The organism is Streptomyces sp. NPDC059852 (assembly GCF_042731455.1).
Lineage (GTDB): Bacteria > Actinomycetota > Actinomycetes > Streptomycetales > Streptomycetaceae > Streptomyces.
This window is the reverse complement of sequence record NZ_JBHWJK010000004.1, coordinates 199,037-222,141: the sequence shown is the minus strand read 5'-3', so window position 1 is coordinate 222,141 and position 23,105 is coordinate 199,037. Positions and strand designations below refer to the sequence as shown.

At 73.4% G+C, this 23,105-nt stretch carries 16 protein-coding genes and 1 pseudogene; 6 read left to right on the top strand and 11 right to left on the bottom strand.

The features are described from left to right. Positions 1–20: 20 nt before the first annotated feature. Positions 21–1,517, bottom strand: a complete 1,497-nt coding sequence (locus tag ACFV46_RS07195; RefSeq protein WP_361935744.1) for a hypothetical protein — start codon at positions 1,515–1,517, stop codon at positions 21–23. 233 nt (positions 1,518–1,750) lie between these two features. On the opposite strand from ACFV46_RS07195, the gene ACFV46_RS07190 reads away from it, so the two are divergent. Both ACFV46_RS07190 and ACFV46_RS07185 read left to right on the top strand, forming a co-directional pair. Next, positions 1,751–2,893 carry an aminoglycoside phosphotransferase family protein gene (locus tag ACFV46_RS07190; protein WP_376726021.1) on the top strand — a complete coding sequence of 381 codons (1,143 nt, stop codon included), beginning with the start codon at positions 1,751–1,753 and terminating at the stop codon, positions 2,891–2,893. Between the two features lie 252 nt (positions 2,894–3,145). Beyond that, positions 3,146–5,068: an N-acetylmuramoyl-L-alanine amidase gene (locus ACFV46_RS07185; RefSeq protein ID WP_385497310.1), complete on the top strand. Its 1,923-nt coding sequence runs from the start codon at positions 3,146–3,148 to the stop codon at positions 5,066–5,068. A gap of 19 nt (positions 5,069–5,087) precedes the next feature. Here the strand turns inward: ACFV46_RS07185 and ACFV46_RS07180 are convergent, their stop codons facing one another. The 3 genes from ACFV46_RS07180 to ACFV46_RS07170 all read right to left on the bottom strand — a co-directional run bounded on the left by ACFV46_RS07180 (position 5,088) and on the right by ACFV46_RS07170 (position 7,032). After that, positions 5,088–5,585 (bottom strand): hypothetical protein, encoded by a 498-nt coding sequence (locus ACFV46_RS07180; protein WP_151782592.1) that lies wholly within the window; start codon positions 5,583–5,585, stop codon positions 5,088–5,090. 74 nt (positions 5,586–5,659) lie between these two features. After that, complete coding sequence (locus tag ACFV46_RS07175) at positions 5,660–6,565, bottom strand: universal stress protein (RefSeq protein WP_385497309.1); 906 nt, start codon at positions 6,563–6,565, stop codon at positions 5,660–5,662. A 221-nt stretch (positions 6,566–6,786) separates the two neighbouring features. Continuing rightward, positions 6,787–7,032, bottom strand: coding sequence for a DUF397 domain-containing protein (locus tag ACFV46_RS07170; protein ID WP_062669662.1), 246 nt, complete (start codon positions 7,030–7,032; stop codon positions 6,787–6,789). A 351-nt stretch (positions 7,033–7,383) separates the two neighbouring features. On the opposite strand from ACFV46_RS07170, the gene ACFV46_RS07165 reads away from it, so the two are divergent. Continuing rightward, the gene (locus tag ACFV46_RS07165; protein ID WP_385497308.1) at positions 7,384–9,231 is read left to right on the top strand and encodes a sulfatase; all 1,848 of its coding nucleotides are present in this window, start codon (positions 7,384–7,386) and stop codon (positions 9,229–9,231) included. Here the strand turns inward: ACFV46_RS07165 and ACFV46_RS07160 are convergent. Further along, positions 9,188–10,138 carry an alpha/beta fold hydrolase gene (locus ACFV46_RS07160; protein WP_376726017.1) on the bottom strand — a complete coding sequence of 317 codons (951 nt, stop codon included), beginning with the start codon at positions 10,136–10,138 and terminating at the stop codon, positions 9,188–9,190. The genes ACFV46_RS07165 and ACFV46_RS07160 overlap by 44 nt on opposite strands. A 195-nt stretch (positions 10,139–10,333) precedes the next feature. On the opposite strand from ACFV46_RS07160, the gene paaK reads away from it, so the two are divergent. Continuing rightward, a complete protein-coding gene (gene paaK, locus ACFV46_RS07155; RefSeq protein WP_361936967.1) occupies positions 10,334–11,629 on the top strand; it encodes a phenylacetate--CoA ligase PaaK in 1,296 nt (431 codons plus the stop codon). A gap of 5 nt (positions 11,630–11,634) precedes the next feature. Here paaK and ACFV46_RS07150 read toward each other — a convergent pair whose 3' ends face one another. Further along, entirely contained in the window at positions 11,635–13,140 is a 1,506-nt protein-coding gene (locus tag ACFV46_RS07150; protein WP_385497307.1) for an acyl-CoA synthetase, read from the bottom strand. A 113-nt stretch (positions 13,141–13,253) separates the two neighbouring features. On the opposite strand from ACFV46_RS07150, the gene ACFV46_RS07145 reads away from it, so the two are divergent. Both ACFV46_RS07145 and ACFV46_RS07140 read left to right on the top strand, forming a co-directional pair. After that, complete coding sequence (locus ACFV46_RS07145; RefSeq protein WP_385497306.1) at positions 13,254–15,668, top strand: penicillin acylase family protein; 2,415 nt, start codon at positions 13,254–13,256, stop codon at positions 15,666–15,668. A 292-nt stretch (positions 15,669–15,960) separates the two neighbouring features. Further along, on the top strand, positions 15,961–17,706 hold the full coding sequence (locus ACFV46_RS07140) for a serine hydrolase (RefSeq protein WP_385497305.1): 1,746 nt from the start codon (positions 15,961–15,963) through the stop codon (positions 17,704–17,706). A gap of 7 nt (positions 17,707–17,713) precedes the next feature. On the opposite strand, the gene ACFV46_RS07135 is transcribed toward ACFV46_RS07140, so the two are convergent. The 5 genes and pseudogenes from ACFV46_RS07135 to ACFV46_RS07115 all read right to left on the bottom strand — a co-directional run bounded on the left by ACFV46_RS07135 (position 17,714) and on the right by ACFV46_RS07115 (position 23,024). Continuing rightward, positions 17,714–19,294, bottom strand: coding sequence for a phytoene desaturase family protein (locus ACFV46_RS07135; RefSeq protein WP_385497304.1), 1,581 nt, complete (start codon positions 19,292–19,294; stop codon positions 17,714–17,716). Positions 19,295–19,356: 62 nt separating this feature from the next. Beyond that, complete coding sequence (locus ACFV46_RS07130) at positions 19,357–21,558, bottom strand: serine/threonine-protein kinase (RefSeq protein ID WP_361936958.1); 2,202 nt, start codon at positions 21,556–21,558, stop codon at positions 19,357–19,359. Between the two features lie 55 nt (positions 21,559–21,613). Then, entirely contained in the window at positions 21,614–22,456 is an 843-nt protein-coding gene (locus tag ACFV46_RS07125; RefSeq protein ID WP_361936956.1) for an oxygenase MpaB family protein, read from the bottom strand. Between the two features lie 9 nt (positions 22,457–22,465). Next, a pseudogene (locus ACFV46_RS07120) lies at positions 22,466–22,618 on the bottom strand (acyl-CoA dehydrogenase family protein); the annotation flags it as partial. Between the two features lie 22 nt (positions 22,619–22,640). After that, positions 22,641–23,024, bottom strand: a complete 384-nt coding sequence (locus ACFV46_RS07115) for a ferredoxin (RefSeq protein ID WP_385497303.1) — start codon at positions 23,022–23,024, stop codon at positions 22,641–22,643. Between the last annotated feature and the right edge of the window lie 81 nt (positions 23,025–23,105).

Sequence of the window (23,105 nt, the reverse complement as noted above, 5' to 3'; positions counted from 1 at the left end):
GCACCGGGCGCACGCTCCCGCTACGCCTGGGCGCTGGCTCCTCCCTGTGGCTTCCTCGCCTTGGGCAGCGCCAGCCGGATCTCCTCCCGCAACTCATGGATCTTCGGGTAGCTGGAGTACTCGGCGGTGAGCCGGTACATCTGCCGGAGCCGGTCCCAGGTGCGACCCGAGGAGTTGGAGCCCATCGACATGAGCGCCAGCCGGGCGTAGCGGTCGGCCTGTTCGGGGTCGTCCGCGATGAAGCAGGCGGACGCCATGGACAGATGGTCGAAGATCTTCGACCGCTCCCGGCCGTCGACGCGCAGGGCGAGGGCCTTCTCCGCGAAGTGCTGGGCGTGGGCGGCCGCCCCCGGCTCGAACTCGGCCAGGGTGCGGTAGGCCAGGGCCTGCATGCCGTACAGATCCTCGTCCTTGAAGGTCTGCATCCAGCTCGGCGGCGGTACGTCGCTCTTGTCGGAGACGAACAGGTCCTCGGCCTGCCCCAGAGTGCGGCGCATGGCCTGGCCCTTGCCCATGGACGCCTGCGCCCAGGCTTCGATGGTGTGGAACATGGCCCTGGTGCGCGGCAGGACCTGGTCGCCCGAGCCGGACTGGGCGAGCTTCATCAGGTCGAGCGCGTCGTCGGGCCGGCCGAGGTGCACCATCTGGCGCGCGGCCCGCGAGAGGGCCTCCCCGGCACGGGGCCGGTCGCCGCCCTCACGGGCCGCGTGGGCGGCGATGACGAAGTACTTCTGGGCCGTGGGCTCCAGGCCGACGTCGTGCGACATCCAGCCGGCGAGCACGGCGAGGTTGGCGGCGACGCCCCACAGGCGCCGCTGGAGATGGTCGGGATGACGGTAGGCGAGCATGCCGCCCACCTCGTTCAACTGGCCCACCACGGCCTTCCGCTGGAGTCCGCCGCCACGGGCGGCGTCCCAGGCCCGGAACACCTCGACCGAGCGCTCCAGCTCCTCGATCTCCTGCGATCCGATGGGGGCGGCCTCGTAACGGTCGAACCCGGCGGGGTCGGCGTGCAAGGGGTCGTCGAACTGGGGGGCGTCGGCCCTGAGGGCCGGGTCGGTGCGCAGCCAGTCGTGCATGGCGCTGCTGAGTGCGGATCCCGCGGCGAGCGCGGCACCCGCGCCCACCAAGCCGCGTCGGTTGAGCATGAGGTCCATTCCCGTGAATTCGGTGAGGACCGCGGCGGTTCGCTCGGGCGCCCACGGCACACCGTCGGGATGCTCCACGCTCCCGGCGTCCTGCCGTCTCCCCGCACGCCCGTGCCGGACCAGACCGAGGTCCTCGATGGTCACGACACGGCCGAGACGCTCGGTGAACAGGGCCGCCAGCACCCGCGGCACCGGATCGCGCGGGATCTCTCCCATGTCGATCCACCGCCGCACCCGTGAGGTGTCGGTCGCCAGCTGGGGGTGGCCCATGGCCGCCGCCTGCCGGTTGACCAGCCTCGCGAGTTCGCCCTTGGACCAGCCGGCCAGGCCGAACAGATCCGAAAGACGGGTGTTGGGTTCTCCGCTCACGTCAAGCCCCCAGGTTCTCGGCTGAGTTGACAGTAGCCCGGTGAAAGGTGCCTCGGGACTATTCGCCAGGGTTCGCCAGGGTGCGCCAGATGGTGTGCCACTGGGCGCCGGGTGTCAGGTAGGAACGCGCCACCCCGACCCGGTCGCCGGGGGACATTCCCCAGGGTGTGTCCCGGCGGCCGGGTCGGGTGGCGCACTGACGTCGCAGGCACACGAAGGGATCTGTCTCTCCCATGTACGCAGCATCGTCCTCCGTGTCCGCCCCGCCCCGGCCGCTGCGAGCCCGCCCGGCGGGTGGCGGTCCCTACCTCGACCCCGCGCGTCCGGCGCCCGCTCCCGTGCTCGGCGCGGGCCGGCCGCGGCGCCCCGCGGGGCTCGGCACCCAACCGCTCAGCGGGAGACTCGACTTGTCCGGCCCTCAGGGCGCCCAGCTGCGCGCGGCGATCGCGTCGGTGCACCGCATCTGTCCGGAGTTCGCGCCGGTGCAGGTGCTGCGCCGCAGCGGACGGTCCGTGCTCCTGGTCGGCACGACCGGTCGCAGCACGGCGGTCGCCAAGTGCTTACTCGACCAGTCCCCCGCCTGGGCGGAGCGGATCCGGCACGAAATAGCGGCCTACCGCTCGTTCGTCCGGCACCGCCCCCCGGTGCGGGTGCCGAGACTGATCGCGGCGGATCCGGACAACGGCACCCTGGTGATCGAGCGGATGCCGGGCCGGGTGGCGGCACTCCAGCGGCATCCGGTGGAGTCGCCGCCGCGGGCGGACATCAGAGCGGCGCTCGGCGCGATCTGCCGGCTCAACGCGTGGCGCCCGCCCGCGGGGACGTTCGACGCGCCGCTGGACTACGCGACCCGGATCTCCCGGTACCACGATCTGGGCCTGCTCACCGACCGGGACATGGGTGACCTGCAGAAGCTCCTGCACGGCATCGCGGCCTCCGCGGGCCGGCAGGGCATGGGCCAGTTCTGCCACGGCGACGCACTGCTCTCGAACATCCTGCTCTCACCGGCCGGTCCAGTGCTGGTGGACTGGGAGCACGCGGGCTGGTACCTGCCGGGCTACGACCTGGCGACGCTGTGGTCGGTGCTCGGGGACGCGCCGGTGGCCCGGCGGCAGATCAGCCAGATCGCCCAGTCGGCGGGCCCGGCCTCCCGGGACGCCTTCCTGGTGAACCTGATGCTGGTGCTCACCCGTGAGATCCGCACCTACGAGATGGCGGTGCAGCGTTCGATGCACGACCCGGCCCCGACGGCACCGGGAACGGCCCACCAGGGTGCCGCGCCGTCCGGCGAGGAACAGCGGCTGCTGCTGAGGCGGCTGCACGACGACTGCCAGCTGGCCCGCCGGGCCGTGCGTGCGGCGGTCGGCACTCGCTGACGGGGTCGACGGCCCGTGGCGCGCCCTCCGGATTCGGAGGCGTTCCGCGGGCCTTCGTGCGTCCGGTCATCGGTGTAGGCCACTGACGCCGCGCAGGCCCGGCCACCGCCCCCGCGAAACTCCCGGGAACACTCGGTTGACATGGGTATTCGCCCAGCCCTTGGCATGATTGACGGATCGTCTGACAGCGGGTACCACTGACCACGCCCGGCCCGCACGGCTCACCGCGCACGACCGTCCCAGGAGGCTGCTTTGCGAGGATCCGTCACCGCCGTCGCCGCCGCGGCCCTGTTGGTGCCCCTGCTCGGCGCCGCCCCGTCCGGGGTCCGCGCCGACTCCGGCGACCGGCTCCAGTCGGCGTTCACCGCGGCCGCCGCCGAGTACCACGTGCCGTCGAGCGTGCTGCTCGGCGTCTCCTATCTCCAGTCCCGCTGGGACGCGCACAGCGGCGCGCCCAGCGTGTCCGGCGGTTACGGCCCGATGCATCTGACCGACGCGCGCGCCGCGCTGGCCGACGCGCCCGCGCACCACAGCGAGGGCACCGAGGACCCGCGCGGGGACAGTGCCCGCCCGGCGCCGCCCCCCGTGGCGAAGGCGCTGAAGACCTCGGAGGTCCCGGCCCGGCTCAGGACGCTGCCGAAGGCGGCGGAGCTGACCGGGCTGAGCCCCGAGCGGCTGCGGACCGACCCGGCCGCGAATGTGGCGGGCGGCGCCGCGCTGCTCGCGGCCGCGCAGCGCGCGCTGGGCGAGCCGCTGAGCTCCGACCCGGCCGACTGGTACGGGGCGGTGGCCCGGTTCTCCGGCGCCGACGACACGGCGACGGCCACGGCGTACGCGAACGACGTCTTCGAAGTGCTGCGCACCGGTCAGGAGCGGCGCACCGACGAGGGGCAGCGGGTGTCGCTGGCCGCGCGTCCCGGACTCGCCCCCGACCCCGCGCAGCTGCGGCACGCCGGGCTGCGCCGGGCGAAGACCGCGGAGACGGAGTGCCCGCCGACGGTGTCCTGCGAGTGGATCCCGGCGCCCTACGAGGAGTTCGGGGACGGCGACTACGGCAACCACGACCTGGGGAACCGCCCGGCGGGCCAGAAGATCGAGTACATCGTCGTCCATGACACCGAGGGCGCCTGGGAGGGCGTCCTGGACATGGTGCAGGACCCGACCTATGTGTCCTGGCAGTACACGCTGCGGTCCACCGACGGGCACATCGCCCAGCATGTGAAGGCCAAGGACGTGGCCTGGCACGCGGGGAACTGGTACGTCAACGCCAAGTCGATCGGTCTGGAGCACGAGGGCTTCCTGACCCGGCCGGACTCCTGGTACACGGAGGCGATGTACCGCTCGTCGGCGCGGCTGGTGGCGTACCTCGCCAAGCGGCACGGCATCCCGCTGGACCGGCAGCACATCCTCGGGCACGACACCGTGCCGGGCCCGACGACGTCGACGATCGGCGGGATGCACACCGACCCGGGCCCGTACTGGGACTGGCGGCACTACTTCGAGCTGCTCGGCCGGCCCCTGGCGCCGACCGCCGGCGCGAAGGGCGGCCTGGTGACGATCCGCCCCGACTACGCCACGAACCGGCCCGAGTTCACGGGCTGCACGACGGCGGGCGAGCGATGCGCGGACCACGGTTCCAGCGAGGTGCGGCTGTACTCCGGGCCCGGCGAGTCGTACTCGCTCATCAAGGACATCGGTCTCGGGTCCACCCCGACCAAGGACGTCAACGACCTGTCCTCGCGGGTGTCGACCGGGCAGCAGTTCGCGGTGGCCGGCCAGGACGGCGACTGGACGGCGATCTGGTACCTCGGGCAGAAGGCGTGGTTCAAGAACCCGGCGAAGTCGCCGACGGCCGTGCACGCGGTCGGTGACGTGGTCACGCCGAAGGACGGCGCGGGGAGTGTGCCGGTGTACGGACGCGCGTACCCCGAGGCGTCCGCGTATCCGGCGGACGTGCCCGCGCAGGCGGTGTCGCCGCTGCCGTACACCCTGCCGGCCGGGCAGCGGTACGTGGTGGGCGGCAAGGTGCCGGGCGAGTACTACTACGCGGTGACCTTCGACGAGGGCTCGCACCGGGTCGTGCGGGGCACGGACCAGTACTACGAGATCCAGTACGGGCACCGGGTGGCGTTCGTCCGGGCGGCCGACGTGAACGTGGTGCGGTCGGGCAGCTGACGGGGCCGCCCCGCCGGGCTCAGCCCTGCTGGAAGAGCTCGGCGGGAAGCGGCTTCAGCAGCGCGTACAGGTCGTCGGTGATGGGGCGGTCCCAGGCGGCGATGGTCACCAGGACGTTGTCGCTGCGGTCGAACTGCACGCAGGAGATACGGCTCTCGGAGAGCTTCAGCCGGCGCACGATCAGCAGGTTGTCGCCCTGCATCACGGGGACGTCCTCGCTGCCGACGACGGTGACGTCCTCCTCGTTCTCCAGCGCCAGCAGCAACTGCGCCACCTCGAACGGGATCTCGTCCTCGTCGGTCTCCCGGGCCGGGGAGCCCTCCGGCAGATTGCCGATGATCATGGCGGGGCCGCGGCCGCCGAAGAGGTCGTACCGCAGGAAGACGCCCTGGCAGCTGCCGTCGGGGGCGGGCAGCAGCCCGGCGCCGAGGTTCCCGGGCCAGTCGCCCGGGTCCATGGCCAGTACGTCGAAGTCGGGCCCGGCGGGCGTGGCGCTGCGGCGGCGGAGGAACGACATGCCGCCATGGTACGTGGCCGGGCCCGTTCCACGGCGTGCGGGCGGGGCGTGCGGACACCACCCCCGACCGTCCGCTACTCCTCCGCGGGGGCGGGCGGGACCACGGCCACCGGGGCGGCGGCGTGCAGCAGGACGGCCTGGGTGACCGAGCCCATCATGCGGGCCGGGGCCAGCAGCCGGCGGCGGTGCCGGCCCACGACGACGAGGGTCGCGTCCCGGCTGGCGGCGACGAGCTGACCGGCCGCGTCGCCGGGGGCCACGACCGCCTCGGCGCGCACCTCCGGGTGGCGGGCACGGTGCGGGGCGAGGAAGCCCTCGGCGAGGCTGCGGGTCTCCGCCTCGACGGCGTCCTGGTCCTCGTCCGGGGGCATGATCTGCGCGGTGGCCGTCGTCCACAGGTGCAGCGGCCAGGTGTAGGCGGCGACGGCCTGGAGCCGGGCGCCGCGCCGGGCGGCCTCGGCGAAGGCGAAGGACAGCGTGGCCTCGTCGGGGCTGTCGACCTGGAGGCCGACGACGACGCGTGGCCCCGGTCCGACGGGCACACCGCCCTCATGGACCCGGCGTCCCGGCTTGGGCACGACGACGACCGGGCACTCGGCGTCACGGGCGGCGGCCAGACCGGTGGAGCCGAGCAGGAGGCTGGCGAAGCCGCCGCGGCCCCGGGAGCCGAGCACCAGCAGCTGGGCGGTCGCGCCGAGCGCGGACAGCGTCCCGACGGCGCCCTCCAGGGCGTGGTACGCGATCGGCGGCTTCTCGTCGCGGCCCGCCAGGTAGCGGCGCGCCAGGTTCAGGACCGTGTCGTCCTCCGGTTCCGGACGGCCGACGGGCAGGGCGTCGGGCCTGGCCCACGCGGGGTACTGCTGGACGTGGACCACGCTCAGCTGCGCGTCGCGCGTGAGCGCGGCCTCGAACGCCCAGTCCAGTGCGACCAGGCTGTCGTCCGAACCGTCTACCGCCGCGATGACCGGCAGGGTGCTCATGGGTTCCTCACCTCCGGAGTACGACCTTCGCGCCCCGGGGCCAGCCTGACGCAGGCACCGGCCGGGGTGCGGTTGTCCAGGTCGCGTGTCCGGAAAAACGAGGGCGACACCCCCGGATCGGCTCGGGACCCCTAGGCCTGTCGTTCGGATCAGTCCGGCCCGGCCACGGCGCTCGCCGCCGACCAGAGCCCGCGACGCCGGAATGATCCAGACGACAGGTCCTAGGTCAGGTCGAACTCGCCTTCCCTGGCGCCCGACACGAAGGCGCCCCATTCGGCCGGGGTGAAGATCAGGGAGGGGCTCTCCGGCCGGTCGCCGTTGCGCATCGCGATGAAGCCCTCGACGAAGGCGATCTGGACATCGCCGAGGCCACGGCTGCTCGAGTGCCAGTCGGCGTTGCTGAGGTCCAGCTCCGGCTTGTCCCAGCCCGCGAGCGGCGACTGCTGCTGGATGGTGCTCTCGGCCACGTCCGTGCTCCTCCCGGTTCGTCGTCCGCGGCCAGCCTAGCGACCGGTTCCTGACGCCAACAGGCCACGTGAGGGGGACCTTTGTGCCAATGGTCGTCTCCGTCGCACGGGGTGCCGCTCACGCGTGCGGCGGGGTGGAGCCCACGAGCCGCAGCGCGAAGAACTGCGAGCCGCCGCCGTAGGCGTGCCCGGGCACCCGGCGGGCTCCGTCCGCCCGCCGCCAAGTCTTTGCCCGCGATTGACCTGCGGATCTGAACGGGGGGCGGGGGCGCGCCGTACGCGAGGGAGGCGGTCCCGACCCGCGGGCCCGGTCCGCCGTACCAGCAGGGAAACCGCACGGAAGGATCACGGGTGTCGCACCTCACGCCCCCTCGCCAGCTGCCGGACACGGACGCGGACGCCGACGGGAGCCCGGACCCCGACGTGACGGCGGCGGACGGGCCCGACGGGAAGGACTCCGAGCCCGGCACGCGGAAGCCCGACGCCGGGGAACCCGCCGCCCCCGACGCGGACGAGCCCGCCGCGCAGGACCCCTCCCCCTCCCGCGGCGGCTGGTTCGGCTGGCGCCGGCGTTTCCCGCGGACCGCCCGCGGGGTGTGGCTGGGCACGACCGTGCTGGCCGCCGTGCTGGTGTACGTCGTGCTGATCGTGCCCAACCGGCTCGACCAGATGCCCGTCCAGTCGTTCCTCCGCCTCCCCGTCGAAGGACTCGTCCTCGCGGTCGTCCTGCTCGCCCTGCCGCCGCGGCCACGGCGGATCACGGCCGCCGTCCTGGGCGTGTTCCTCGGGCTGTCGGCCGTGCTGAAGTGCCTCGACATGGGCTTCCGGCAGACCCTGGCCCGGCCGTTCGACCTGGTCTTCGACTGGGTGCTGCTCGCGGACGCCGCGGACTTCCTGAAGGACTCGCTCGGCCGTACGGGCGAGGTGCTCGCGGTGATCGGGGTCATCGCCCTGACCGTGGCCGTGCTGGTGCTGAGCGCGCTCGCGATGCTGCGGCTGGCGGACGTGCTGGCCCGCCACCGCCGGGTGGCCGCACGCTCCACGCTGGTCCTCGGCGTCGTGTGGATCGTCTGCTTCACCGTGGGCGTGCAGACCGGCGGCGTCACCGTGGCCACCAAGGGCTACGCCCAGTATCTGTCGAACCGTGTGCAGTACGTCCGCGAGGGCCTCGCCGACGCCGAGGTGTTCAAGAAGCAGCTCACCGTCGACGCCTACGCCAGGACCCCGTCCGACCAGCTGCTGACCGGGCTGCGCGGCAAGGACGTGATGCTCACCTTCGTCGAGAGCTACGGCCGGGTCGCCATCGACGACCCGGAGATGGGACCGCACGTCGACGCGACGCTCAAGGCGGGTGACGCCCGGCTGAAGGCCGCGGGCTTCTCCGCGCGCAGCGGCTGGCTCAGGTCGCCGGTGACGGGCGCCGGCAGCTGGCTCGCCCACTCCACGTTCCTGTCGGGCCTGTGGGTGAAGAACCAGCAGCGCTACCGCTCCCTGACCACCAGCGACCGCGCCACCCTCACGAGCTACTTCCAGAAGACCGGCGCGTGGCGGACCGTCGGTATCGTCCCCGGCGTCCGCAAGGCCTGGCCCGAGGGCAAGTACTTCGGCCTGGACCACATCTACGACTCCGAGCACCTGGGGTACCAGGGCCCGTACTTCAGCTGGTCGCCGGTGCCGGACCAGTTCAGTCTGGAGGCGTTCCAGCGGCTGGAGCACGGGAAGAAGAACCGCGACCCGATCATGGCGGAGATCATCCTCGCCTCCAGCCACAACCCGTGGTCGCCGATCCCCCGCATGGTCGACTGGGACGACCTGGGCGACGGCTCGGTGTTCGACGGGATCGAGAAGGAGGGCACCGACCCGGCGCAGGTCTGGAAGGACTCCGACCGGGTGCGCACCGAGTACCGGCGTGCCATCGAGTACTCGGTCCAGAGCCTCACCGAGTGGGTCGAGCGCTACGGCACCGACGACACCGTACTGGTCTTCCTCGGCGACCATCAGCCCGTGCCGACGGTCACCGGGGGGAGCGCGAGCAGGGACGTGCCGATCACGATCGTCGCCCGGGACCCGAAGGTCCTGGAGCGGATCGAGGGCTGGAACTGGACGGAGGGTCTCAAGCCCGCCGACGACGCCCCGGCCTGGGGCATGGACCGGTTCAGGGACCGTTTCCTGACGGCGTACGGCCCTCAGGGCCGGTGACCGTCCGCCGGGCGGGCGCCGCCTGCCCGGGCACGGACCGGCCGGGCGCGGCCGGTTCCTCCGGATCCCCGGCGGCGTCCAGGAAGGCCGTGATCCGCCGGACGAACCACACCGGGTCGTCCAGCCACGGGTAGTGCCCGGCGCCGGGCTGCACGGCCGGTTCGGCGCGCGGCAGAACGGCGGCGGTACGGCGGGCCAGATCGGGGCAGGGGCCGCCGTCGGCCCCGCCCGCGAGGACGAGGACCGGGGCCGTCAGACGGGCCAGGGCGGCGCGGGTGGCCGCCGGATCGCAGACGCCCTCGGAGAAGTAGACGTCGGCGGCCTCGTCGTTGGACTCGTCCTCGGCGCGGGCGTCGTGCTCCCGGGCGGCGTCGTCCCAGCGGCCGTAGAAGAACGGGGCGATGGCCGGGTCGAAGTCGCCGTCCCCGGTCAACCACCGCTCGAACAGCGGGTACGCCTCGGCGAACCAGGGCTCACCCTGCCGCCGCCGAGCCGCGGCCCGGCGCTCCTCGGCCGTCGCCGGCATGCCCAGGACCCACGGGGTCGTGGTGACCAGCGCCAGCCGTGCCACCCGCTCCGGGTGCCGGGCGGCGTACAGCAGGGCGAGGCTGCCGCCGGCGGAGTGGCCGAGCACGTCCATGCGGGAGAGCCCCAGGTGCTCCCGCACCCGGTCGACGTCGTCGACGAGACGGTCGCAGCGGTAGGTGGCGGGGTCGGCGGGTGTCCCGGAGGCTCCGGTGCCGCGCAGGTCGAGCAGGACGAGGCGCCGGTGCGCGGACAGCCCGCCCAGGTCACCGAGGTAGGCGGAGGCACGCATCGGCCCACCCGGCAGCACCAGCAGCGGTTCACCGTCCCCGCGCAGGTGGTAGGCGAGTTCGGTGCCGTCGGCGGCGCGCAGGGTGGGCATGGGCCCGATCATGGTCGTGGCACGCGCCGGCCCGCAAGGTGATTGCGGGCGGCTCCCGGCGCGGCCGTTCTCAGCTAGCCGAAAAATCCGTGCGACCCCCTTGCCTGATCACGCACTCCCTGAATTACTGATCCCGGAAGACCCTGACCGAATGATCGGTCGTCCGGATTGGCACGGTTGGTGGGAGATATCCCTATGACGGATGTGACGGACCTGCGGGACGCGGGGGAACGCCTCGACCTGGAGGGGCTGCGGGCGCTCCAGCTGGAGCGGCTGCGGGCCTCGCTGCGGCACGCGTACGACAACGTGCCCTTCTACCGGGAGTCCTTCGACAAGGCAGGGATACGGCCGCAGGACTGCCGTTCGCTCGCCGACCTGGCCCGGTTCCCGTTCACGACCAAGGCCGACCTGCGCGAGAACTACCCGTACGGGATGTTCGCGGTGCCCCAGGAGCGTATCCGCCGCCTCCACGCCTCCAGCGGCACCACCGGGCGGCCCACGGTCGTCGGCTACACCGACGGCGATCTCTCCCTGTGGGCGGACATGGTGGCCCGCTCGATCCGGGCGGCGGGCGGGCGGCCCGGCGACAAGGTGCATGTGGCGTACGGCTACGGGCTGTTCACCGGCGGGCTCGGCGCGCACTACGGGGCCGAGCGGCTCGGCTGCACGGTCATCCCCGCGTCCGGCGGCATGACCGCCCGCCAGGTGCAGCTGATCCAGGACCTCAAGCCCGAGATCATCATGGTGACGCCGTCGTACATGCTGACCCTGCTCGACGAGTTCGAGCGGCAGGGCGTCGATCCGCGCGGCACGTCGCTGCGGGTGGGCGTCTTCGGCGCCGAACCGTGGACCGAGCAGATGCGGCGCGAGATCGAGGAGCGCTTCGCCATCGACGCGGTCGACATCTACGGGCTGTCCGAGGTCATCGGACCGGGTGTGGCCCAGGAGTGCGTGGAGACCAAGGACGGCCTCCATGTGTGGGAGGACCACTTCTTCCCGGAGATCGTCGACCCGGTCACCGGTGAGCCGCTGCCCGACGGCGAGGAGGGCGAGCTGGTCTTCACCTCGCTCACCAAGGAGGCCATGCCGATCGTCCGGTACCGCACCCGCGACCTGACCCGGCTGCTCCCGGGCACGGCCCGGGTGTTCCGGCGGATGGAGAAGATCACCGGGCGCAGCGACGACATGGTCATCCTGCGCGGCGTCAATCTCTTCCCCACCCAGGTCGAGGAGATCGTGCTGCGCACGCCGGGCGTGGCGCCCCACTTCCAGCTGCGGCTGAGCCGGGAGGGCCGGATGGACGCGCTGACCGTGCGGGCCGAGGCCCGCCCGGACGCGTCGCCGGCGGTCCGGGACGCCGCCGCGCGGTCGATCGCGGCGGCCGTGAAGGACGGCATCGGCGTCTCGGTCACCGTGGAGATCGTCGAGCCGGAGTCGCTGGAGCGCTCGGTGGGCAAGATCCGGCGGATCGTGGACCTGCGCCCCAGGTAGGACTCTCAGGAGCTGTCCCGCGCGAACCGGTCGCGCAGTTCCCGCTTGAGGATCTTGCCGCTGGCGTTGCGCGGGAGCCCGTCCACGAACACCACCCGCTTCGGGGCCTTGAAGTGGGCGAGCTTCTCGCGCGCGTGCTCGATCAGCTCCGCCTCGGTGACCTGGCCGCGCGGCACGACGACCGCGGTGACCGCCTCGATCCACCGCTCGTCCGGCAGCCCGATCACGGCGGCCTCGGCGACGCCCTCGTGGGTGTAGAGGGCGTCCTCGACCTGTCGTGAGGCGACCAGGACCCCACCGGAGTTGATGACGTCCTTCACCCGGTCGACGATCGTGAAGTAGCCGTGCGCGTCGCGCACCGCGAGGTCGCCGGAGCGGAACCAGCCGTCCCGGAAGGCCGCCGCGGTCTCCTCGGGCTTGTCCCAGTAGCCCTCGCACAGCTGCGGGGAGCGGTACACGATCTCGCCGGGCGTGCCGTCGGGCACGTCCTTGCCGTCCTCGTCGACCACGCGTGCGTCCACGAACAGCACGGGCCTGCCGCAGGAGTCCATCCGGCCGTTGTGCTCGTCCGGCGCGAGGACGGTGGCGAGGGGGCCGATCTCGCTCTGCCCGAAGCAGTTGTAGAAGCCCAGCTCCGGGAGCCGTTCGCGCAGCCGCTCCAGCACGGGCACCGGCATGATCGAGGCGCCGTAGTACGCCTTGCGCAGCCCGCTCAGGTCGCGGTCGGCGAAGTCGTCGCGGCCCGCCAGGGCGATCCACACCGTGGGCGGGGCGAACAGGCTGTCCACCCGGCCGGCCTCGATCAGGTCCAGCAGCCGGTCGCCGTCGGGGGCGTCCAGGATGATGTTGGTGGCGCCGACCGCGAGGTAGGGCACCAGGAAGACGTGCATCTGCGCCGAGTGGTACAGCGGCAGGGAGTGCACGGGCCGGTCGCCCGCGCTGAGGTCGAGCGCGGTGATGGCGCTCAGGTACTCGTGGACCAGCGCGCGGTGCGTCATCATCGCGCCCTTGGGGAGGGCCGTCGTTCCGGAGGTGTAGAGGAGCTGGACCAGGTCCTCGGTGCGCGGCTCGGGACCGTCGTAGGGTTCCGCACCGGCGAGCCGGGCGAGGAGGGAGTCGTCGGCGTCGCGCAGCGCCAGGGTCCGGGTGCCCTCGGGCAGCCGGGCGGCGAGGCCGGGGTCGGCGAGGACCAGCGCGCTGCCGGACTGGTGGACCAGGTAGGCGAGGTCCTCGCCGGTCAGGTTCTGGTTGACCGGGACGTGGACGAGTCCCGCGCGGGCGCAGGCGAGGAAGCCGATCAGATAGGCGTCCGAGTTGTGGCCGTAGGCGCCGACCCGGTCGCCGGGGGCGAGCCCCTGGCCGAGCAGGACGGTCGCCGCGCGCGAGACGGCGTCGTCGAGTTCGGCGTACGTCCACGAGCGGTCGCCGTACTCCACCGCGATGCGTGCCGGGGTGCGGTGGGCGCTGCGCCGCAGCACCCCGTCGACCGTGCTGCCCTGTCCCTGCGTCATGACCCATGATCCTCGGTGCGCCCCCGGGGACAGGTCAAGCATCCGGGGGGTCGATTGCACCGACCAGTAGGTACGCTCAACCGCTCCTTCCCTCAACGACGTCGGGAGGCACGATGCGCACCACCCGCCTGAGACGACTGGCCGCCGCGGCCACCGTCCTGCTCACCGCCACCGCGGCCCTGCCGGCCGCCGCGGCCGAACGGCCGGGCCGGCACGACCACCCTTCGCACGGCGGCCTGTCGGCCGAGATCCGCTACACCGAGTACGGCATCCCCCATATCGTCGCCAGGGACTACAAGTCCCTCGGTTTCGGCACCGGTTGGGCGCAGGCCGCCGACCAGGTCTGCACCCTCGCCGACGGGTTCCTGACCGTGCGCGGCGAACGCTCCCGGTTCCTCGGGCCGGACGCGGCGACCGACTTCTCCCTGTCGTCGGCGAGCACGAACCTCTCCAGCGACCTGTACTTCCGCGGGGTGCGCCGGACACGGACGGTCGAGAAGCTGCTCGCGCGGCCCGCGCCGCTCGGGCCGAGCCGCCAGGTCTCCGATCTGCTGCGCGGTTTCGCCTCCGGGTACAACGCCTGGCTGAGGCAGAACCGTGTCACCGACCCGGCCTGCGAGGGGGCCGCCTGGGTGCGGCCCGTGACCGCGCTGGACGTGGCGGCCCGCTTCTACGCCTTCGCGGTGCTCGGCGGCCAGGGCGGCTCCGTCGACGACATCACCTCGGCGCAACCGCCCACCGGTGCCGCGGGCGCCAAGGGCACCGCGGCGCCGGACGCCGACGCCGTGATCCGTGCCGTCCGGCAGCGGACTGCCGACGCCGCCATGGGGTCGAACGCGGTGGCCTTCCGGGGCGACACCACGGCGAGCGGTCGCGGTCTGCTGCTGGGCAATCCGCACTACCCGTGGCAGGGCGGGCGCCGCTTCTGGCAGGCGCAGCAGACCATTCCCGGGGAACTCGACGTCGCGGGCGGGTCGTTGCTGGGTTCGCCGACGATCTCCATCGGCTACAACGCGCATGTGGCGTGGAGCCACACCGTGTCGACGGGTGTGCCGTTCAGCCTGCACCAGCTCACGCTGGACCCGGCCGACCCGACCGTCTACCTCGTGGACGGCCGGCGTGAGCGGATGACGAAGCGGACCGTGACGGTCGCGGTCAAGGGTGCCGCCCCGGTGACCCGTACCCAGTGGTGGACCCGGTACGGACCCGTCGTCGCCGACCCCGCCGGGAATCCCCCGCTGCCCTGGACGGCGACCACCGCGTTCGCGCTGCACGACCCGAACGCCGCGAACATGCGGTTCGCCGACACCTCGCTGGTTTTCAGCAAGGCCCGCAGCACGGCCGACGTGCTGAAGTCGCTGTCCCGGCACCAGGGTCTGCCGTGGGTGAACACCATCGCCGCGGACTCCTCGGGGCACTCGCTGTTCAGCCAGTCGCAGGTGCTGCCCCGGATCACCGACGAGCTGGCGGCGCGCTGCTCCACCCCGCTGGGCAGGGCGACGTATCCGGCGGCGGGCCTCGCGGTCCTCGACGGTTCGCGCGGTGACTGCGCGCTCGGCCGGGACGCCGACGCCGTCCAGCCGGGGACGTTCGGGCCGGCGCGCATGCCGACCCTGAAGGACGCTCCGTATGTGGAGAACTCCAACGACAGCGCCTGGCTCGCCAACGCCGACCGGCCGCTGACCGGGTACGAGCGGATCTTCGGCACGGTGGGCACCCCGCGTTCGCTGCGCACGCGCGGTGCCGTCGAGGACGTGGCGGCGCTCGCGCGCGAGGGCTCGCTGACCGTACGGGACCTTCAGCGGCAGCAGTTCGCGAACCGGGTGCCCGCCGCGGATCTGGCGGCCGCCGACGTGGCGAAGGCGTGCGCCGCGCTGCCGGGCGGCACGGCGACGGGCAGCGACGGCACGGCGGTCGACGTGTCGGCGGCGTGCCGGGTCCTCGCGAAGTGGGACCGCACCATGGACACCGGCAGCCGTGGCGCCCTGCTGTTCGACCGGTTCTGGCGGAAGTTCAACGCCACCGTGCCGGCCGCCGAACGGTGGAAGGTGCCGTTCTCGGCGGCGGACCCGGTGCGCACCCCGAACACCCTCGACACCGGCGCACCCGGGTTCGCGAGGGCGCTCGCGGACACGGTGGCCGAGCTGAGGGGGGCGGGCATCGCGCTGGACTCCCGGCTGGGCGACCACCAGTTCGTCGTACGCAACGGGCAGCGCATCGCCGTTCCGGGCGGCACCGAGCAGCTGGGGGTGTGGAACAAGGTCGAGCCGGTGTGGAGTCCGGCGCGGGGCGGCTACACGGAGGTGACGACAGGGTCCAGCCACATCCAGGCGGTCGGCTGGGACGGCAGCCGCTGCCCGGTGGCGCGGACGCTGCTGACGTACGCGCAGTCGTCGAACCCGAGGTCGCCGCACTTCAGCGACCAGACCCGGCTGTTCTCGGGTGAGAAGTGGGTGACGGCACGGTTCTGCGAGAAGGACGTCCTGGCGTCGCCCGCGCTGCGGATCGTGCGGGTGCGCGAACGCTGAGCGGTCACGGCCCCGCCGCGCGTCCTCGCCGGGCGCGGGGCGGGGCCGTGCCGTCGCACACGGGCCGGGCGCGGCCGTGCCGGTACGGGTCGCCCAACCGCCGTTCGCCGCATGGGCAGGACGACGGACGGCCTTTTCTGATGCATCGTCAGATCATGTGCGAGTCATGGAATGGGCGCACACCGTTGACATGACCCCGTTCTGACAGGAAAGTTTCACCGGGCACGGCGATCACGAAAGATAGTTTCAGCCGGACGGTGGGAGGACCTCGGTGGCGGACGACAAGGCAGGCATGACGCGACGTCGACTCGGCAAGGGCGTCATGGCCCTGGGCGGCGCCTTCGCACTCGCCCCTCTCCCGGCCCTCCCCGCGGCCGCCGCGACCCGCCGCGCCGGCACCCTGCGGCACGGCTCCCCGGAGCGCGCCGGCCTCCTCTCCTTCGCGCTGCGCCGGCTCGTCACCGACGCCGAGGCGTTCCTCGGCCCCTCCCCGCAGCACCCCTGGTACGCGGGCGCGGTCCTGCTGGCCGGGCGCGGCGGCACGGTCGCCCTGCACGAGCCGATCGGCATGGCGGTGCGCTACCGGGCGTACGACGAGAAGACCGACACGGGCGTGGAGTTCCCCGCCGACCAGCAGATACCGATGGCCGAGGACACCGTCTTCGACCTGGCCTCGGTCTCCAAGCTGTTCACCTCGATCCTCGCCGTCCAGCAGATCGAGCGCGGCACGCTCGGCCTGGAGGCGACGGTCGCCTCCTACCTCCCGGACTTCGGGCGGGCCGGCAAGCAGGACATCACGATCCGTCAGCTCCTCACCCACACCTCGGGGTTCCGGGCCTGGATCCCGCTCTACAGCGCGCCCACCCACGCGGGGAAGCTCCAGCTCATCTGGGACGAGGCGCCGCTCAACCCGCCGGGCAGCACGTACCTCTACTCGGACCTCAACCTGATCTCCCTCCAGCTGGTCCTGGAGAAGATCACCGGCCGCGCCCTCGACACCCTGCTCCACGACGAGATCACCGGCCCGCTCGGGATGAGGCACACGCGCTACAATCCGCCCGCCTCGTGGAAGCCGCGGATCGCGGCGACCGAGGACGCCCGCACGCCGTGGTCCGGCCTGGACCGCGGGCTGGTGTGGGGCGAGGTGCACGACGAGAACGCCTTCAGCCTGGGCGGCGTCGCGGGCCACGCCGGGGTGTTCTCCACCGCCTGGGACCTCGCGGTCCTCGGCCGGACCCTGCTCAACGGCGGCTCCTACGGCCGGGCGCGCATCCTCGCGCCGGACTCCGTGGAGCTGATGTTCACGGACTTCAACACCGCGTTCCCCGGGGACGAGCACGGCCTCGGCTTCGAGCTCTACCAGCACTGGTACATGGGGGCCATGGCCACCCCGCGCACGGCCGGCCACACCGGCTTCACGGGCACCTCGCTGGTCCTCGACCCGACGACCGACTCCTTCCTCGTCGTCCTCGGCAACTCCGTGCACCCGGTGCGCGGTTGGCGGTCCGGGTCGGCGCCCCGGGTGGCCGCGGGCAACAACATGGCGCGCGCGGTGCCGGTGCGCCCGGCCCATGGCCGCACCGCCTGGTTCTCGGGCATGGCCGGCGCCACGACAGCCACCCTCACGCTCCCCGCGCTCGACACCTCGCGCGGCGGAGCGCGGCTGACGTGTGCCGTGTGGTGGGACACCGAGCCGGCGGCGGACGTCCTCGCGCTGGAGGCGTCCACCGACGAGGGCGCCACCTGGGAGCCACTGCCCTTCACGACCACGCGCAAGGGCGACGGAAGCGAGGAGCACCCCACGGGCACGGCCACCGGCTGGTCGGGGCGGGCCTGGCACCGGCTGGCCGCGCCGCTGCCCGCCGACCCCGCCCTGCGGGTGCGCTGGCGCTACACCACCGACCGGCTCTACGTCGGCCGGGGCGCGTACGTGGACGGGCTGCGGGTCGAGGGATCCCACCGGGTCCTGTTCGACGAGTCCCGGCCCGCGGACACCGCCCGGCTGACGGCCACCGGCTGGACGGCCTCTGCGGACTGACGCTCCGTCAGGAGCCGTCGCCGGCCTCCAGCACGGCCATCGCCGCGTTGTGCCCCGGCACCCCGCTCACCCCTCCCCCGCGCACGGCGCCCGCCCCGCAGAGCAGGACGTTCGCGTGGCGGGTCTCCACACCCCAGCGGCCGGTCGACTCGTCGGCGTACGGCCAGGACAGGTCACGGTGGAAGATGTTGCCGCCGGGCAGGCGCAGGTCGCGTTCCAGGTCGAGGGGCGTCTTCGCCTCGATGCAGGGACTTCCGTCGGCGTCGGTCGCCAGGCAGTCGGCGAGCGGTTCGGCGAGGTGGGCGTCCAGCTGGGCCAGGGTCGATGTCAGCAGGTCCTCGCGGACCGCGTCGTTGTCGCGCTCGAACAGCCGGGCGGGGGTGTGCAGGCCGAACAGGGTGAGCGTCTGGTAGCCCTGTTCGACGAGGTCCGGGCCGAGGATCGTCGGGTCCGTCAGCGAGTGGCAGTAGATCTCGGACGGCGGCGCGGTGGGCAGCTCCCCGGCGGCGGCCTGGGCGTGGGCGGCGGCGAGCTGGCCGTAGCCCTCGGCGATGTGGAAGGTGCCGGAGAACGCCTCGCGGGGGTCGACGGAGGTGTCGCGCAGCCGGGGCAGCCGCTTCAGCAGCATGTTGACCTTCAGCTGGGCGCCCTCGGCGGGCGCCGGGGCCGGGTCGCCGGTGAGGGCGGCCAGCTCCTGCGGGGAGGCGTTCACCAGGACGTGGCGGGCGCCGGCGACGCCCTCGCCGTCCGCGGTGCGGTAGGTGACCTCTGCGGTGCGCCCGTCGGTGTCGATGCGGACGGCCTCGTGGCCGGTGACCAGGTCGGCTCCGGCCGCGCGGGCCGCCTCGGCGAGGGCGTCGGTGAGCGCGCCCATGCCGCCGACGGGGACGTCCCAGTCGCCGGTGCCGCCGCCGATCACGTGGTAGAGGAAGCAGCGGTTCTGCTTCAGCGAGGGGTCGTGGGCGTCGGCGAACGTGCCGATGAGGGCGTCCGTGAGGACGACGCCCCGCACCAGGTCGTCCGTGAACCGCTCCTCGATCGCGACCCCGACCGGCTCCTCGAAGAGCATCCGCCAGGCGTCGTCGTCGGCCACCCGGCGGCGCAGCTCGTCCCGGCTCGGCAGGGGTTCGGTGAGGGTCGGGAACACGCGCCGGGCGACCTCGCCGGTCAAACCGTAGAAGCGCTGCCACGCCCCGTACTCGCGGTCGTCGCCGGTCAGCCCGGCGAACGCCTCCCGGGTGCGCTCCGGTCCGCCGCCGACCAGCAGCCCGGTCGGCCGTCCGTCCCGCTCGACCGGCGTGTACGAGGAGACGTCCCTCTTGCGGACCCGGAAGCTCAGCCCGAGATCCCGGACGATCTTGTCGGGCAGCAGGCTGACCAGGTACGAGTAGCGCGACAGCCGGGCGTCCACCCCGGCGAAGGGACGCGTCGACACGGCCGCCCCGCCCGTGGTCCCCAGCCGCTCCAGCACCAGCACGGACCGTCCGGCCCGGGCCAGATAGGCGGCGGCGACCAGGCCGTTGTGTCCTCCCCCGACGATCACGGCGTCGTAGGTGCGCTGTCCGGGGCGTGCGTCGTGTGCGGGCATGGTCCTTGGTAACACGGGGTGATCCACTGCGGCCAGGGCTGGAGGGCTGGGACGCGCCCGGGTCAGCGGTCCCCGGCCACCCGCTGCTGCCGCTGCAGCGCCACCCGGCGGTACAGCTCGGCCGCCTCCGCGGCGTGGCCGAGCCGGCCCAGGCAATGGGCCTCGTCGGTGCGGCTGGCGAGGGTGTCGGGGTGGCCGGCGCCCAGGACCCGTTCCCGGGCGCCGGCCACCCGGCGGTACTCGGACAGCGCGTCCGGCCAGCGGCCGAGCCAGCCCAGGCCCACGGCGACCTCGCGCCGGCTGACCAGGGTGTCCGGGTGGTCGGCGCCGAGGACGCGCTCGCGGATCGCGCACACGTCGCGGGCCTCGGCGAGCGCCTCCTCCCAGCGGCCCAGCCGGCCCAGGTTGACGCCGAGGCCGTGGCGGGCGCGCAGGGTCTCCGGATGGGCGGGGCCGTGCACCCGGGTGCGGTCGTCGACGAGGGCGCGGTAGAGCTGGAGCGCCTCCGCGCCGCGGCCGAGCCGGCCGAGGCTGATGCCGACCTCGTAGCGGGCGGCGAGGGTGTCCGGGTGGTCCGGGCCGAGGGCGTGGGCGCGGGCCTCGGCGACCTCGCGGTAGGTCTGGAGCGCCTCCGTCCAGCGCCCCAACTGTCCCAGCGCGTAGGCGACTTCGTACCGGGTGACCAGGGTGTCGGGGTGGTGCGGGCCGAGGACGCGGGCGCGGGCGGCGGCCACCTCCTCGGCCATGCGGTGGGAGTCCTCCGGGCGGCCGAGTCTGCTGAGGTTGAACGCGAGGTTGTGGCGGCAGCGCAGGGTGTCGGGGTGGTCGGCGCCCATCGCGCGCTCCCGGTCGGCCAGCACGGACGTGTAGACCTGGTGGGCGTCGACGTGCCGGCCCAACTGACCCAGGACGTATGCCATCTCCTGGCGTGCGGCGAGCGTGTCGGGGTGGTCCGGGCCGAGCGCGAGGCTGCGGGAGCGGGCGACGTGCTTGTACGCGCGCAGCGCGTCGGCCGCGCGGCCGGTCCGGCTGAGGGCGAAGGCGAGTTCGTAGCGGCTGGCGAGGGTGTCGGGGTGGTCGGGGCCGAGGAGGTGTTCGCGTTCGGCGGCCACCGCCCGGTGCACCTCGCGGGCCTCCGTCCAGCGGCCGAGGCGGCCCAGGCTCAGCCCGGCGCCGTGCCGTCCGGCCAGCGCGGTGAGCGCGGCGGCCGTGGGGGCGGGGTCGGTGCCGGACGGCCGCGGGATCCATTCGCCGGTCAGACCGGCCGCGGCGTCGGGCGGTGTGCCGCGCGGTCCGGTGCCGGTGGCCTTGTGGCCGGTGGTCATGCCCCGGGTCCAGGACGGCAGGCGGGGGGCGGGCCGCTCGGGCCCGGTCGCCGGCCGCGCGGTCACCACGGTGGGGACGTAGGCCGGGGTGGTGCGGCCGAGGCTGATCCGGCGACCCAGTTCGCGTCCGTCGTGCGGGCGTTCCTCGGGGCGTTTGGCGAGCAGGTCCAGGATGACCTGCTCCAGGTACTCGGGGAGGTCTGCGCGGTGGCCGCGCGGCGGCCGGGGCGGGGTGTCGCGGTGGCCGACGAGGACCGCCCAGGGGTCGTCGAGGTCGAACGGCGGGACGCCGGTGGCGATCTCGTACAGCACGCAGCCCAGGGAGTACAGGTCGCTGCGCTGGTCGACGTCCTCTCCGCCGATCTGCTCCGGCGACATGTAGTGGGGGGTGCCCATCGCCACGTTCGTGCCGGTGAGCCGGGAGGTGAACCCGATGTCGTGGGCGAGGCGCGCTATGCCGAAGTCGCAGATCTTCACGGTGCCGTCGGCGACGCGCATGATGTTCGCCGGTTTCAGATCGCGGTGCACGATGCCCTGCTGGTGGGTGTAGGCGAGGGCGGCGGCGACCTGCTCGGCGATGTCGACGACGTCGGCGACGGGCAGCGGGTGGTGCTTGTTGTCCTCAAGGAGCTGGCTGAGGTTGCGGCCCTCCAGCAGCTCCATCACGAGGAACAGCACCTCGTCGGACTCGCCGAAGTCGTGGACGACGGTGACCCCGCGGTGCTGGAGCGCGGCCGCGACCCGGGCCTCCCGGCGGAACCGCTCCCGCAGGACCCGCATGAAGGACGGGTCGTGGTGCGGCCCCAGCGGATTGAGGCACTTGACGGCGACGCGCCGGCCCAGTGACTCGTCGCGTGCCTTCCAGACCTCGCCCATACCGCCCCGCCCGATCGGTTCGAGCAGCCGGTACCGGCCCTGGATCAGCCTGCTTTCCCCCATCTGCCGCGCTCGCCCCCCGTATGGTCCGCCCTTCCGGCTCGTCCAGTATGGCGAGCTATCGTCCGAGTTTGTACGGTGCCGGGCGGGCGCCGGGGCCGAGCCGGTCCATGGCGCGCAGGATGTGTTTGGGCGGGAGTTGCCAGCGCAGACGTGCGGGAACACAGCGCAGCGCGGTGCCCGTGGCACGCAACCGGCGGGTGACGGCGGCCGGTTCCGGGGCCGGACGTCCGTACAGGTCGTGGGCGTACGGCGGCAGAGCGGCGTACGCGAGCCGGGCCACGCGCCGCCACAGCACCTCGCGCGCCGGGACGAGGAGGGGGTGCGTCGGCGGACGGAGCAGGAAGTCGTCCACGACGCGCGCCTCGGGTCCGCAGGTCAGCTCGGGCCGCACGGTCTCGAAGTACGCCGCCATCTCCTCCTGGTCGCCCGGTACGGCGTGGGGGTCGAGGCCCACCAGGCGGGCGCTGACCCGGTGTTCGGCGATGTACCGGTCGGCCTGCGCGTCGGTGAGCGGGAAGCCGGAGCGGCGGGCGACCTGGAGGTAGGAGTCGATCTCGGCGCAGTGCACCCACAGCAGCAGCGCGGGCTCGTCGACGCCGTACCGCTCGCCGGTGTCGGGGTCGGTGGCACCGAGCATGCGGTGGATCTTCCGGACCCGGGCGCCGGCCTTCTCCGCGGCCTCGGTGGTGCCGTAGGTGGTGGTGCCGACGAAGTCGGCGGTGCGCCGCAGCCGGCCCCAGGCGTCCCGGCGGAAGTCGGAGTTCTGCAGGACGCCGCGCACCGCGCGCGGGTGCAGCGCCTGGAGGTAGAGGGCACGGATGCCGGCGACCCACATCATGGGATCGCCGTGCAGCTGCCAGGTGACCGAGTGCGGGGTGAACAGCCCGGGATCGCCCATACCGGCAGGCTAACGCCGCACCCGCGGCATCCCCAGCCCGATCCGGGCGATGATCTCGCGCTGGATCCCGTTGTTGCCGCCGCCGAAGGTGAAGATGACCGCCGAGCGGTAGCCGCGTTCCAGTTCGCCCCGCAGGACGGCGCCCGCACAGGGCGAGGAGAGCCCGCGATCCCGGCGGGGGGTCTCAGACGAGCAGCGCCATGAATTCGGTGCAGGCGCGGGCGCACGCGCGGCAGGTGAGGGCGGTCTCCTCGGCCTCCGGGTGCCGCTCGAAGACATGCGCGCTCTCCAGGCAGACCGTCCGGGTCCACTCCAGCTGCATGCGCAGCGTGTCCTCGGCGTCCGCGTCGAAGTGACCCTGGTCGGACAGCATCCGGCAGGTCGCGTCGCAGACCTCGGCGCACAGGATGCCCTTGCGGCGCAGCAGTTCGTGGTCCTCGGCCCCGTCCGGGTCGACGAGGCTGGCGCGCAGGGCGCATGCCCGGGCGCACTCGGTGCAGGCCTGCGCGCAGGTGAAGCGGTCCTCCAGGAACCGGACGAGTTCTTGCTGCGATGCCGTCGATGTCACGTGGGCCGGGTAGCCCCGCCCGCCCGGCGTCAAACCCGCGCCGGGCCTGGTTCGCCCGGGGTTCCGGGGGTACCCGCGGGC